Consider the following 13,119-nt stretch of genomic DNA (forward strand, 5'->3'; position numbering starts at 1 on the left):
CCGCCGGCCCGGGCGTACCCGGGCCGGCGGCGGCACGTCGACGGGTCGGAGCCGGTGCGGGTGGTCAGGCCCGGCACGCGTCAGTTGCTGGCCAGCGCGTCGGCCGCGGCCGGGTCGCAGTCGCGGAGGAACTGGGCGCAGCGGGCCGCCTCGTCCGCCTCGGCGATCGCGTCCGCCGCCCGGGACAGCACGTAGAGGCAGCGCAGGAAGCCGCGGTTGGGCTCGTGCGACCACGGCACCGGCCCGTGCCCCTTCCACCCGCTGCGGCGCAGCTGGTCCAGTCCCCGGTGGTAGCCGGTACGGGCGTACGCGTACGCCGGCACGACCTGGCCCTGGGCGAACGCCCGGGCGGCGAGCGCCGCCCACGCGGCGCTGTGCGTCGGGTACCGGGCCGCCACCTCGGCGAACGCCTCGTCGCTGCCGCTCTGCTCGGCTGCGACCAGCGCGGAGTCGGCCTCGACGTGCGCGGGCAGGAGCGTGGCGGGCGGCTCAGGTAGGAGGTTCTGCATCGTCCCATTCAACCCGCTTCGCACGGCGGCCCGCGAGGGGGTCCGGCGAGCCGGTCGGCTGAACGGCCGAGAGGTCGGTCACGCCTGCGGCCCATGCCGTCGCCGGGTCGCATCCATTACAACTATGGATCCGGAGCCTCCCCAGGAACCGGAACGCGGGAGCCCGGCCAGGCCGCCGGGCTCCCGTCTCATCACCGGGTCGCCCGGGGTCACGTCCACGGCGTTGCGCCCGCCCGGCAGGATGACCCGATGCCGACCCCACCTCCCGCGGACGTCATCGAGCCGCACACCTGGACCGACGAGATCCAGACCCGGGCGGAGTTCGACCGGCGAGTGGCCACCGGCAGCCTGGTCGGGCTCACCGTGCAGGGGCTCCGACTGGACCTGGAGCCTCCCGACCTCACCGGGGTCGAGGTGGCCGGAACGCTCTTCGTCGGCTGCCGTTTCGCCTCCCGGCGGGTCGGCGCCGACCTGGTCCGGCGCGGCGCCAACGTGGTGCCGCCGTTCTCCGGGCTGCCGTACCCGACCCAGCCGTCGCACCTCTACACGCCGGAGGAACTTGCCGCCGGCTTCACCGAGGGCGGGTTCGCGGCGATGTACGACACCCGGGTGTACGCGCACTTCCGGGCGCACGGTGGCGCACTGCCCGACGTCCGGGAGGCGCTCGGCCAGCGGCTGCACGACCACGGGGTGGACAACGCGCTGGCCGACGCCACCCGGGCCTGGCTGACCACGCACGGGCCGCAGTCGGTGGTCGGGGTGATGGGCGGGCACGCGGTCCGCCGGGGCAGTCAGCCGTACCGGATGGCCGCGGTGCTCGGCCGGGAACTCGCGCGGGCGCACCGGCTGGTGGTCACCGGTGGCGGACCGGGGGTGATGGAGGCCGCGAACCTGGGTGCGTACCTGTCGACCCGCCCGGCGGAGGACCTCACCGCGGCCATCGACCTGCTCGCCGCCGCGCCGGACTACACCGACCACGACCGCTACACGGCGGCGGCGCTGCGGGTACGGGAACTCTTCGGCCGGTCGGTCGCGCCGCCGACGAACGGCACCGAGCCGGTGACCGCCTATCGGGCCGACTCGGCCGCGCTGACCACCGGTGACCTGGACTGGGCGGGCTGCGGTGGACTCGCCGTGCCGACCTGGCTGTACGGGCACGAGCCGGCGAACCTGTTCGCGGGCCGGATCGCCAAGTACTTCTCCAACGCCATCCGGGAGGACACCATCCTGCGACTGGCCCGGGGCGGCATCGTCTTCGCCCCCGGCCGGGCGGGAACCGTGCAGGAGGTGTTCCAGGCGGCCACCAAGACCTACTACGGCACCGACGGCGCCAGCGGCGCGTACGTCTTCCTGGACCGCGCGTACTGGACGACGGAGCTGCCGGTGGAGTCGCTGCTGCGCCCGCTGCTGGCCGCCTCCCCCTTCGGGGATCTGTCGGACACCGTGCACCTGACCGACGACGTCCACGAGGCGGCCCGCCTGCTGACGAGGTGAGGAAGTTCGGCTGCGACGGCACGGCGGCCGGCCCCGAGTCGGAGCCGGCCGCCGTCCGGGCGACGTCAGTTCGTCACTTGGTCATCGTGGTGCCGGTGGAGCGCAGGTGCTCGCAGGCCTCCGCCACGCGGGTGGCCATGCCCGCCTCGGCGGCCTTGCCCCACACCCGCGGGTCGTACATCTTCTTGTTGCCGACCTCGCCGTCGACCTTGAGCACGCCGTCGTAGTTGCGGAGCATGTGGTCCGCCGCCGGACGGGTGAAGGCGTACTGGGTGTCGGTGTCGATGTTCATCTTCACCACGCCGTAGTCCAGCGCCTCGCGGATCTCCGACAGCAGCGAACCGGAGCCGCCGTGGAAGACCAGGCTGAGCGGCTTCTCCTTGCCGTACTTGGCGCCGACCGCCTCCTGGATCTGGTTGAGGATCTCCGGGCGGAGCTTGACGTTGCCCGGCTTGTAGACGCCGTGCACGTTGCCGAAGGTCAGCGCCGCCATGTAGCGGCCCTTCTCACCCAGGCCGAGCGCCTCGACCATGGCCAGACCGTCCTCGACGGTGGTGTAGAGCTTGTCGTTGATGGCGTTCTCGACGCCGTCCTCCTCGCCACCGACGACACCGACCTCGATCTCCAGGACGATCTTGCCCTTGGCCGCCTCGTCGAGCAGCTGAGCCGCGATCTCCAGGTTCTCCGCCACCGGCACGGCCGAGCCGTCCCACATGTGCGACTGGTACAGCGGCTCCTGGCCGGCCTTCACCCGCTCCTGGGAGATGGCCATCAGCGGCCGGACGAACTTGTCCAGCTTGTCCTTCGGGCAGTGGTCGGTGTGCAGGGCGATGTTGACCGGGTACTTCTTGGCCACCTCGTGCGCGTACGCGGCGAACGCCACCGCGCCGGTGACCATGTCCTTGACCGAGGGGCCGGAGAGGTACTCCGCACCACCGGTGGAGACCTGGATGATGCCGTCGCTCTCCGCGTCGGCGAAGCCCTTGAGCGCCGCGTTCAGCGTCTGCGAGGACGTCACGTTGATCGCCGGGTACGCGTACCGGCCGGCCTTGGCGCGGTCCAGCATCTCGGCGTAAGCCTCGGGGGAAGCGATGGGCATGTCGAACGCTCCTTACTTGCCGCTGTCGGCCGTACGGCCGCTGTTCTCCGTAGGGGCCCGGCCGTGCGGCCGCCTGTCCTACCTTGGGGGCCGGCCGTGCGGCCGCCTGTCCTACCGTGCTGCGCCGGACCGCGCTGTCCTCCGCGGGCAGTATCCCGTAGCGGCACCCGACCGGCACAACCGGGCCGGTTCACCGCCGGTCCGCTGGATCCGGCACCGCGACGCTGATCAACCAGGTGACCACCGCCATCACGATGGCTCCCCAGAAGGCCGCCCAGAAGCCGTCCACCTGGAACGGCAGGTCGAGCGCCCGCGCGATCCGGTCGGTCAGCAGGAACAGCAGGGCGTTGACCACCAGGGCGAACAGGCCGAGGGTCAGCAGGTAGAAGACACAACCCACGACCCTGATGACCGGCTTGAGCACCGCGTTGACCAGACCGAAGATCAGTGCCACGACGAGCAGGGTGAACGCCGTGTCGTAGCCGGTGCGCCCGGTCACCTCGACCCCGGGCACGATCAGCGTGGTGATCCACAGTGCGATGGCGGTCGCCGCCAGTCGAATGAGGAAGCCCACGGCAACCATCCTGGCACCGGCGACTGCCGCCGGTGGGTCGATTCGGCCGACTCGACCGCGAGGGCGGCGTACCCTCGACGGCTCGGCGGCCGGCCGGTTGCCAGCACCGCGCCGGCACAACCCGTACGGTGGGTGGGTACCCGTCCGCCGACATCCCGGAGGCATCGAATGGGCCAGCCCGACGAGGACTTCGCCCCCGGCGACCACCTGAGCCCGGAGGAGCGTGACCTGGAGGCCGAGCCGGCCGACGCCGTCGAGCAGGCCGCCGTGGTCGACCCGAGCCAGGTCGACGTCGAGCCGCACCGTGGCCTGGAGGTCGACGACTGGGACGCCATGGAGCAGGCCCGCGTGGTCGGCGCCGACGAGGACGACTACCGCTGACCAACCCTCCGGCCGGACTTCACCCGGAACGGTCGGCACTTCGCCACCCGTTCCATCCCTGCCGCACAGACCGCCCACCACCCCCATGACAAACCGGCACCGCCGCTGCAAGCCGGACCCGACGGGTTTGCGGGGCAGCCCCACCCGCGCAGGGATCAAGCCTGACCGCCCGGAGCGGGTGGGGCTGCCCCGCAAACCCCCACCGCAACCACCGAAAAAACAGGACGGCGCAAGATCGGGAGAGCTGACACCATGGGCGGGTGCTGCTCACCCTCACCACGACGCACCAGCCGGCGACGGACCTCGGTCACCTGCTGATCAAGCACCCCGACCGGGTGCACGCCTTCGACGTGCCCGTCGGCACCGCGCACGTCTTCTACCCGGAAGCCGACGAGCAGCGCTGCACGGCCGCGCTGCTGCTCGACGTCGATCCGTTGAAGCTGGCCGCCGCCCGGGGTCGCGGCCGGAAGTCGACCACCGCCCCGGAGAGCTTCACCCTCGGGCGGTACGTCAACGACCGGCCGTACGCCGCGTCCAGCCTGCTCGCCTCGGCACTGTCGAAGGTGTACCGCTCGGCGCTGCGCGGCGCCTCCAAGGAACGTCCCGAGCTGGCCGCCCGAGGCATTCCGCTGGAGGTGCGGGTGCCGGTGCTGCGCTGCCGTGGTGGGGCCGACGTGGCGGAGCGGGTGTTCGGTCCGCTCGGCTGGGCGGTCACCGCCACCGCCATTCCGCTCGACGAGCTGCACCCGCAGTGGGGCGACAGCCGCTACGTGGACCTGACCCTCACCGGCACGCTGCGGGTCGCCGACGCGCTCAACCACCTGTACGTACTGCTACCCGTGCTGGACGACGCGAAGCACTACTGGGTGGCACCGGACGAGGTGGACAAGTTGCTGCGGGCCGGCGCGGGTTGGCTGGCCGACCACCCGGAGCGCGGGTTGATCATCCGACGCTACCTGGCGCACCGGCGGGCGTTGGCGGGCACCGCACTGGAACGGCTGGACGCCCAGCGCCCCACCGACGAGCCGACCGCCGACGACGAGTTGGCGGATGCGGTGCCGGCCGAGCCGGCGCCCCGGGCGTCGCTGGCCGCCCTCCGCCGGCAGGCGGTGCACACCGCCCTTGTCGACGCGGGCGCCCACCGGGTGCTGGACCTTGGCTGCGGCGGGGGTGCGCTACTGGCCACGCTGATCGGTGACCGACGGTTCACCGAGATCGTCGGCAGCGACGTCTCCACCCAGGCCCTCACCCTGGCCGCGCGGCGGCTGCGACTGGACCGGCTGCCGGAACGCCAGCGCACCCGGGTCACGCTCCGGCAGTCCGCGTTGACCTACCGCGACGAGCGGCTGTGCGGGTACGACGCGGCGGTGCTGATGGAGGTCGTCGAGCACGTCGACCCGCCCCGGCTGCCGGCGTTGGAGGATGCCGTCTTCGGCTACGCCCGACCGACGACGGTCGTGGTGACAACGCCGAACGTGGAGCACAACGTGCGCTACGAGGGATTGCCCGCCGGCGCGTTCCGGCATGCCGACCACCGGTTCGAGTGGACCCGCGCCGAATTCGCCGACTGGGTGCGGCGGGTCGGTGCGACGTACGGCTACACGGCCGTGGTGCACGGCGTCGGCCCGGAAGATCCGGAGACCGGCGCACCCACCCAGCTGGCCGTGTTCACCCGTGCGGAGGCAGCCCGATGACCGTCCTGGACATTCCCGAGCTGGCCCTGGTGGCGCTGGTCGGCATCTCCGGCTCCGGCAAGTCGACATTCGCCGGCCGGCATTTCGCGTCCAGCCAGGTCCTCTCCTCCGATGCCTTCCGGGCGATGGTCGCCGACGACGAGAACGACCAGTCCGCCTCGGCGGAGGCCTTCGACGCGCTGCACTACGTGGCCGGCAAGCGGCTGCGCGCTGGCCGGCTGACCGTGGTCGACGCGACGAATCTTCAGCCGCACGCCCGAGCCGCCCTGGTCCGGGTGGCCCGGGAACACGACGTGCTGCCGGTGGCGATCGTGCTGGACGTGCCGGAGGCGCTGGCCTGGGAGCGTACCGAGTCCAGGTCCGACCGCACCTTCGGCCGGCAGGTGCTCGGCCGGATGTCCCGGGACCTGCGGCGCAGCTACGGTCAGCTGGCGCGGGAGGGCTTCCGTAAGGTGCACGTGCTGCGCGGCACCGAGGAGATCGAGGCCGCCGAGATCCGCTACGAGCGGCTGTTCAACGACCGGCGCGAGCTGACCGGGCCGTTCGACATTGTCGGTGACGTGCACGGCTGCCGGGTCGAGCTGGAGGCGCTGTTGACCCGGTTGGGCTGGCGGCTGCACCGCGACGACGCCGGCCGGGCGGTGGACGCGACGCATCCGTCGGGGCGTACCGCCGTGTTCGTCGGCGACCTGGTGGACCGCGGCCCGGACTCGCCCGGGGTGCTCCGCCTGGTGATGGGCATGGTCACCGCCGGGCACGCGCTCTGCGTGCCCGGCAACCACGAGCAGAAGCTGCTGCGCAAGCTGCGCGGTCGCAACGTCAAGGTGGCGCACGGTCTGGCCGAGACGCTGGCGCAGCTGGACGCGGAGCCGGCGGAGTTCACCGCCGAGGTGGCCGCCTTTGTCGACGGACTGGTCAGCCACTACGTGCTCGACGGCGGCCGGCTGGTGGTGGCGCACGCCGGGCTGAAGGAGGAGTACCAGGGCCGGGCCTCCGGGCGGGTACGCGCGTTCGCGTTGTACGGCGAGACCACCGGCGAGACCGACGAGTACGGCCTGCCGGTGCGCTACCCGTGGGCCCGGGAGTACCGCGGTGCGGCGACCGTCGTGTACGGCCACACCCCCACCCCCGAGCCGGAGTGGGTCAACAACACCATCTGCGTCGACACCGGCTGCGTCTTCGGCGGCCGGCTGACCGCGCTGCGCTACCCGGAGCGGGAACTGGTCTCGGTGCCGGCGGAGCGCGAGTGGTACGCCCCGGTCCGGCCGCTGACCGCCGCGCCGGCCAGGCCCGACGAAGTGCTCGAGTTGACCGACGTGACCGGTCGCCGACACGTGGAGCACGCGTACGGCTCGCTGACCGTGCCGGCGGAGAACGCCGCTGCCGCGCTGGAGGTGATGAGCCGCTTCGCGGTCGACCCGCGCCGGCTGGTGTGGTTGCCGCCGACCATGGCGCCTTGCTCGACGTCGCAGTCGGACGGCTACCTGGAACATCCGGCGGAGGCCTTCGCCGACTACCGGGCGGTCGGTGTGGACCGGGTCGTCTGCGAGGAGAAGCACATGGGCTCCCGGGCCGTGGTGCTGGTCTGCCGGGCGCCGGACGGTGGTCCGTTCGGTCCGGGCGGCGGGGTCGTGCACACCCGCACGGGTCGACCGTTCTTCGGTGAGCCGCTGGACACGGAGCTGCTGGACCGGGTACGCGCGGCGGTGACCGGTGCCGGGCTCTGGGACGAGCTGGCCACCGACTGGCTGCTGCTCGACTGCGAGCTGCTGCCGTGGTCGGCCAAGGCCGCCGGCCTGATCCGCGAGCAGTACGCGGGGGTCGGCGCGGCTGGCCGGGCCGGCCTGCCGGTGGCGGTGGCGACGCTGGACGCGGCGATCGGGCGCGGACTCGACGTGGCCGAGTTACGCGACCGGATGGCCCGCCGCCGCGACGACGTGTCGGCCTACACGGCCGCGTACCGGGCGTACGTGGGCCCGACCGACGGGCTGCGCGGGGTGCGGCTCGCGCCGTTCGCGGTGCTCGCCGGGGCGAAGGCCAGCTACAGCGACCGGGATCACGGCTGGCACCTGGCGTTGGCCGACCGGCTCTGCGCGGCCGACCCGGAGTTCTTCACGCCCACCCGGCGTCGAATCGTCGACCTGTCCGACGACGGCTCGGTACGGGAGGCGACCGACTGGTGGCTGGCGCTGACCGGGACCGGCGGCGAGGGCATGGTCGTCAAGCCGTACGCGGGTCCGGCCGCCCGCAGCGAGCGGGGCTCGCTGCTCCAGCCTGGCATCAAGTGCCGAGGCCGGGAGTATCTCCGGATCATCTACGGTCCCGAGTACACCGAGCCCGAGCAGTTGGCCGTGCTGCGGCGTCGGTCGTTGGGCCGCAAGCGGGGCCTGGCACTGCGCGAGCACGCGCTCGGCCTGGCAGCCCTGGACGCCCTGGTCGACGGTGCCCCGTTGTGGCGCCGCCACGAGTTGGTCTTCGCGATCCTGGCCTGCGAGTCGGAGCCGGTCGACCCACGGCTGTGACCTGGCCGGGCGGGCGACCGAGCCCCCGGTAGCCTGATTGACCGTGGCGGACGCCACACGGGCCAGTGATCGAGCGATTCACGGAACGGAATCTTCATGGCATTGGGCGAACGGGTAGGCCATGTCCTGCGCGGCGCGGCCATCGGCGTGGCCGAGGCCGTGCCAGGGGTCAGCGGCGGGACGATCGCGCTGGTGACCGGCGTCTACGAGCGGGTCATCGCATCCGCCGGGCATCTGGTGAACACGGTGCGGTACGCGGTGACCGACGTCCCGCGCGGGCACGGGTGGACGCGGGCGGGGCACCAGCTACGGCAGGTGCACTGGGAGGTGGTCGTCCCGCTGCTGATCGGCATGCTGCCCGGCCTGCTGATCGCGGCGAAGCTGCTCGAACCGCTGCTGGCCGACCATCCGGAGCAGACCCGGGGACTCTTCCTCGGGCTGGTCCTCGCCTCCGTGCTGGTGCCGATCTCGATGGTCGGCAAGCCGTGGCGGGGGCCGGAGGTGGTCGCGCTGATCGTCGCCGGGGTCGCGGCGTTCGTGCTGACCGGACTGCCGCAGGCCACCATCGAACCGCACCCGCTGGTCGTGCTGGTCGCGGCGGCGGTCGCGGTCTGCGCTCTGGTGCTGCCCGGGGTCTCCGGGTCGTTCCTGCTGCTCACCATCGGCCTGTACGAGCCGACGATCAGCGCCGTCAACGACCGCGACTTCGGCTACCTGGCGATCTTCGCCACCGGGATGGTCATCGGTCTGGCGCTCTTCGTCAAGCTGCTCCAGTGGCTGCTCGAGCAGCACCGCCGGATGACCCTGGCGGTGATGGCCGGCGTGATCCTGGGCAGCCTGCGGGCGCTGTGGCCGTGGCAGTCCGAGGACCGGGCCCTGCACGCGCCGGGCGACCACGTGCTGTCCATTGTGGCGCTGTTCCTGATCGGCGTCGCCGTGGTCGCGGCAATGATCATCGCCGAGCGTCGCCGGCTACGCCGGGCCGCCCGGGATCTCACCGAGGAGACGTACGAGACGCCGCACGTCCGCTGAAACCACCGCTTGGTGGCTGCCCGGCTGGGCCGCCACCAAGCGGTTCCGGTTCAGCGAGCCTTTTTGGTGGCCCGCTTGCGCGGCGGGGTCAGCAGGTCGGCGATCGTGGCGATCGCGGTCGGGACCAACCGGTAGTAGGCCCACACACCGCGCTTCTCCCGTTCGAGCAAGCCGGCCTCGGTGAGGATTCGGAGGTGGTGGCTGACCGTCGGCTGGGAGAGGCCGAGCGGCGCGGTGAGGTCACACACGCACGCTTCGCCCTCCGGTGCCGACTGGATCAGGCTGAGCAGCCGCAGCCGGGCGGGGTCGGCAAGGGCCTTGAGGACCCCCGCCAGCCGCTCGGCGTCGGCGCGTTCGATCGGCTCGCCGGCAAGCGGCGAGATCTGAGGCATAGTCATTTCGGCCAACGCAGTTCCCACGTATTCCATCCTTCCACCAGCAGCATCGATCCGCCTGCATATCAGCAGATCCGAATCGGCAGACTTTTACGCCACAAGGCCGAGGTCAGCCAACGTATAGGCCGCCCGATAGGGCAATCCGGCGGCTCGCACCGCGTCGCCGGCACCACGATCAACGATAACCGCCACCCCCACGACCTCGGCCCCGGCCTCGCGAAGGGCCTCGACGGCGGTCAGCACACTTCCCCCGGTGGTGGAGGTGTCCTCCACCGCCAGCACCCGACGGCCGGCGACGTCGGGTCCCTCGATCCGACGTTGCAACCCGTGCGCCTTGCCTGCCTTGCGGACCACGAACGCGTCCAACGGACGCCCGGCGGTGTGCAGCATCGCGAAGGCGATCGGGTCGGCACCCAGGGTCAGACCGCCCACCGCGTCGTACGACCAGTCGGCGGTCAGCTCTCGCATCACCCGTCCCACCAACGGTGCCGCCCGGTTATGCAGCGTGACGCGACGCAGATCGACATACCAGTCGGCCTCCCGCCCGGAGGAGAGCACCACCCGGCCATGGACCACAGCCAGGTCGGAGATGAATTTACGCAGGTCGTCGTGGTCCCCCATGGCGATAGAGGGTACTGCGCAAGTCTGTGGGCCGGGTGTGCGGGCCACGCCGGTCAACCCCTCCGGTGGACCGATGAGTGGCGATGTCCGGTTACCCTACGTCGATCATAACGGCGGATCGAGTCATGTCTTCCTCCCCGCCGGGCGGCCGACCAGCCGGGCCGCCGGTCAGCCGCGGTCGCGGCCGATGCGGCCTCGGGTGTCTCGGGAGACGACGTCGAGCAGCCGGCGCGGAGCGTGCCGCAGTCCCGCCACGGCGAGCTTGTACTTCCACGACGGAACGCTCACCAACTTGCCTTTGTGCAGGTCACGGAGGGCCTCGTCGACCACGTCGGTGGCTTGGAGCCACATCCACCCGGGGGTTTTCGACATGTCGATGCCGGCTCGCTTGTGGAACTCGGTGCGGGTGTAGCCCGGGCAGAGGGCCATCACCCGTACGCCGAAGGAGCGGGCGGACTGCCCGACCGACTCGCTGAAGTTGGTGACCCACGCCTTGCTGGCCGAGTACGTCGATCCGGGCATCACCGCGCCGAAACCCGCGACGGAAGAGACATTTATCACTGCGCCGCTGCGCCGTTCGGTCATCGTGGCCAGCGCGGCGAGGGTGAGCCGAAGCACCGCGTGGACGTTCAGCCGCAGCAGTCGGGTCTCGTCCTGGACGGACGACCGGAGGAAGGGCTTGTTGAGACTGATACCGGCGTTGTTGACGAGCAGCTCGACGGGCGGCCCGTCAGCCAGCCGACGTTCGACCGCGGCGCAGCCGTCGTCGGTGGACAGGTCGGCGGTGATGGTCTCGGTCTGCACGCCGTGCCGACCGGTCAACTCGGCGGCCTGGGCCGCCAGCCGGGTGCCGTCCCGGGCGACCAGCACCAGGTGCCATCCGTCGGCGGCGAGGCGGGTGGCGAACGCCGCCCCGATGCCCGCCGTCGCCCCGGTGATCAACGCCCATCGTTCGGTCGTCGGTTGGGGCGTCACGGGCGACATCACCTCGGTGGGTACGGGGGCGACGGCGGCGCCCCGGGCGGCGGGTAGGGCTGGTACGGCGGTGCCGGCGGCGGGTAGGGGGACGGTGCCGGCGGGTGTCCGAACGCTGCGGTGGGCGGCTGGTGCGGATCCGTGGACCGCTGGGGTGCCGGCCGACGCCGGAACCAGGCGTTGGCCGCAGGCAGCGCCAGCAGCACGGCTACCACAAGGTAACCGAGCACCTGGGCGATCGAAAGGGTGACGGTGAGCGGAATCCACCAGGACGGGTGGGCGTCCGGCACCAGAGCGAGCAGTTCGGCGGTCGCCCGGTCGTCACCGAGATCGAGGGGCGTCGCGCGCTGCACGACAAGCGTGGCCAGCCCACCACACCCACAGCACATACCCAGCCCGGCGACCACCCAGGTCGCCACCCGAGCCGCCGGCAGACGGGCGGCCAGGCCCAGCGCGAGGCCGACGAGGAGCAGGCCGGCGAGGATGCTCAGCACCGCCGACACCACGACCGAGGCGCGTATCAGCGCCACCACCGCGTCGACCTGAGCGGGGTCGGCGTCGGCGTCGGCCGTCGCGCGGAACCGGTCCGCCGTGCCGCTGACCGTCGCCAGCCCGGTTGCCGCGAACGCGAGCGCGCCGAGCGCCATCACCACAAGCGTCACCGCCGCCAGCACGACCACCGCCGGCCGGCGGGCCGGTGCCTGTTCGGGGTACGACACGACAAGTCCCTCCGGTAGGCGTTCGGAAGCAACCTACTCGGAGGGACCGTCGCGGTCGTGCCGTACGCGGGTGTCGACGTTCCGGGGCGAGCCGAGTTTCAGGCGACGACCGGCCAGGGACGCCGGCACCCGCACCGAGCCACCGAGGGTCAGCCGGGGCGGTCGGTGGGCGGCTGCGTGCCGGGCTGCTCCGGACCGTCGGCCGGCGGGGTCTGCCCGCTCGGCTGGCCGCCCGGGTCGCCGGCCGCTGGCTGGCCACCGGTGGCCGGCGGATAGCCGGGCTCGGCCGGCTGCTGCGGGGTGGCCGGGTAACCGGGCTCGCCCGGCGTGGTGCCCGGGTAACCGGGGGCCGGCGGATAGCCGGGCTGGCTCGGGTACGCACCGCCGGGCGTCGGCGGCTCCCACTGCTGGGTCGGCTTGCGGAAAAACTCGTTCGCCTTCGGCAGTGCCAGCAGGATCAGCGCCACCAGCAGCGAGATCAGGCTGATCACCCCGAGCAGGATGCTGACCGGGGTGGTCCAGCTGGGCAACGCGTCTTCCAGCCGGCGCTGGATCTCCTCACCGCTGGGCATGTCACCGCTGGTGTCGCCGGGCGTGCCCAGGTTGCCGGCGAACCCGCTCAGCTGGCCGAACCCGATGCAGCAGAAGAGGATGCCACCGACGATCCAGGTGGCGATCCGGGCGCCGTTCTTGCCGCGCAGGTTCAGCAGTCCCAGGCCGAACAGCGCGAACGCCGCCACCAGCAGGAAAATGGCGGTGCCGACGCTGACGAGGACCACGACGTCGGCGACGTTCTGCGCCCCCTCGACGGTGGAGTCGCGGTAGGCGTCCTCCATCACGTCGCGGACGGTGCCGATGGTGGACAGCGAGATGATCACGCTGATCAGTTGGCAGATCGCGAACAGCAACAGCAGGTAGGTGGATATCGTCACCACGCCCGGTCGCGACCGGGCCGGGGTGTTCTGAGGATCGACCATCTTTCTCCCTTCCTGGAACGCGCTTCACCGTATCGGCAACGGGCCATTCCGGCACGACGCGACGCCGACCGGTGGGCGCGTCACCGGCCAGCCGGTCGGTCGGGATCGATCAGAAGGCCGTTGCCCC

The 13,119-nt window shown here is 72.0% G+C and carries 13 protein-coding genes; 5 read left to right on the top strand and 8 right to left on the bottom strand.

Features of this window, described 5'->3' with window-relative positions:
- Positions 1–80: 80 nt before the first annotated feature.
- The gene (locus tag O7605_RS19080) at positions 81–509 is read right to left on the bottom strand and encodes a DUF3151 domain-containing protein (RefSeq protein WP_269740428.1); all 429 of its coding nucleotides are present in this window, start codon (positions 507–509) and stop codon (positions 81–83) included.
- 249 nt (positions 510–758) lie between these two features.
- Between O7605_RS19080 and O7605_RS19085 the strand changes: the two genes are divergently transcribed.
- Positions 759–2,003, top strand: a complete 1,245-nt coding sequence (locus O7605_RS19085) for an LOG family protein (protein WP_269740429.1) — start codon at positions 759–761, stop codon at positions 2,001–2,003.
- A 73-nt stretch (positions 2,004–2,076) separates the two neighbouring features.
- Here the strand turns inward: O7605_RS19085 and fbaA are convergent, their stop codons facing one another.
- Together fbaA and O7605_RS19095 are read right to left on the bottom strand one after the other, a co-directional pair.
- Positions 2,077–3,102: a class II fructose-bisphosphate aldolase gene (fbaA, locus tag O7605_RS19090; RefSeq protein ID WP_269740430.1), complete on the bottom strand. Its 1,026-nt coding sequence runs from the start codon at positions 3,100–3,102 to the stop codon at positions 2,077–2,079.
- Positions 3,103–3,292: 190 nt separating this feature from the next.
- Positions 3,293–3,685: a phage holin family protein gene (locus O7605_RS19095; protein WP_269740431.1), complete on the bottom strand. Its 393-nt coding sequence runs from the start codon at positions 3,683–3,685 to the stop codon at positions 3,293–3,295.
- 159 nt (positions 3,686–3,844) lie between these two features.
- On the opposite strand from O7605_RS19095, the gene O7605_RS19100 reads away from it, so the two are divergent.
- The 4 genes from O7605_RS19100 to O7605_RS19115 all read left to right on the top strand — a co-directional run bounded on the left by O7605_RS19100 (position 3,845) and on the right by O7605_RS19115 (position 9,305).
- Positions 3,845–4,057, top strand: coding sequence for a hypothetical protein (locus O7605_RS19100; protein ID WP_093403775.1), 213 nt, complete (start codon positions 3,845–3,847; stop codon positions 4,055–4,057).
- 260 nt (positions 4,058–4,317) lie between these two features.
- A complete protein-coding gene (locus O7605_RS19105; protein WP_269740432.1) occupies positions 4,318–5,751 on the top strand; it encodes a 3' terminal RNA ribose 2'-O-methyltransferase Hen1 in 1,434 nt (477 codons plus the stop codon).
- Positions 5,748–8,273 carry a polynucleotide kinase-phosphatase gene (locus O7605_RS19110; protein ID WP_269740433.1) on the top strand — a complete coding sequence of 842 codons (2,526 nt, stop codon included), beginning with the start codon at positions 5,748–5,750 and terminating at the stop codon, positions 8,271–8,273. Before O7605_RS19105 ends, O7605_RS19110 begins: the two co-directional genes overlap by 4 nt.
- Before the next feature lie 96 nt (positions 8,274–8,369).
- Positions 8,370–9,305, top strand: a complete 936-nt coding sequence (locus tag O7605_RS19115; protein ID WP_269740434.1) for a DUF368 domain-containing protein — start codon at positions 8,370–8,372, stop codon at positions 9,303–9,305.
- 50 nt (positions 9,306–9,355) lie between these two features.
- On the opposite strand, the gene O7605_RS19120 is transcribed toward O7605_RS19115, so the two are convergent.
- The 5 genes from O7605_RS19120 to O7605_RS19140 all read right to left on the bottom strand — a co-directional run bounded on the left by O7605_RS19120 (position 9,356) and on the right by O7605_RS19140 (position 12,992).
- The gene (locus O7605_RS19120; protein ID WP_007073957.1) at positions 9,356–9,733 is read right to left on the bottom strand and encodes an ArsR/SmtB family transcription factor; all 378 of its coding nucleotides are present in this window, start codon (positions 9,731–9,733) and stop codon (positions 9,356–9,358) included.
- Positions 9,734–9,790: 57 nt separating this feature from the next.
- A complete protein-coding gene (gene pyrE, locus O7605_RS19125) occupies positions 9,791–10,321 on the bottom strand; it encodes an orotate phosphoribosyltransferase (RefSeq protein ID WP_269740435.1) in 531 nt (176 codons plus the stop codon).
- Between the two features lie 168 nt (positions 10,322–10,489).
- Complete coding sequence (locus O7605_RS19130) at positions 10,490–11,305, bottom strand: SDR family NAD(P)-dependent oxidoreductase (RefSeq protein WP_269740436.1); 816 nt, start codon at positions 11,303–11,305, stop codon at positions 10,490–10,492.
- Complete coding sequence (locus tag O7605_RS19135; protein ID WP_269740437.1) at positions 11,305–12,015, bottom strand: hypothetical protein; 711 nt, start codon at positions 12,013–12,015, stop codon at positions 11,305–11,307. Before O7605_RS19135 ends, O7605_RS19130 begins: the two co-directional genes overlap by 1 nt.
- A 149-nt stretch (positions 12,016–12,164) precedes the next feature.
- Positions 12,165–12,992 carry a hypothetical protein gene (locus O7605_RS19140; protein WP_269740438.1) on the bottom strand — a complete coding sequence of 276 codons (828 nt, stop codon included), beginning with the start codon at positions 12,990–12,992 and terminating at the stop codon, positions 12,165–12,167.
- Positions 12,993–13,119: the final 127 nt, after the last annotated feature.

This window comes from Verrucosispora sp. WMMA2121, assembly GCF_027460185.1.
Taxonomy (GTDB): Bacteria; Actinomycetota; Actinomycetes; order Mycobacteriales; family Micromonosporaceae; genus Micromonospora; species Micromonospora palythoicola.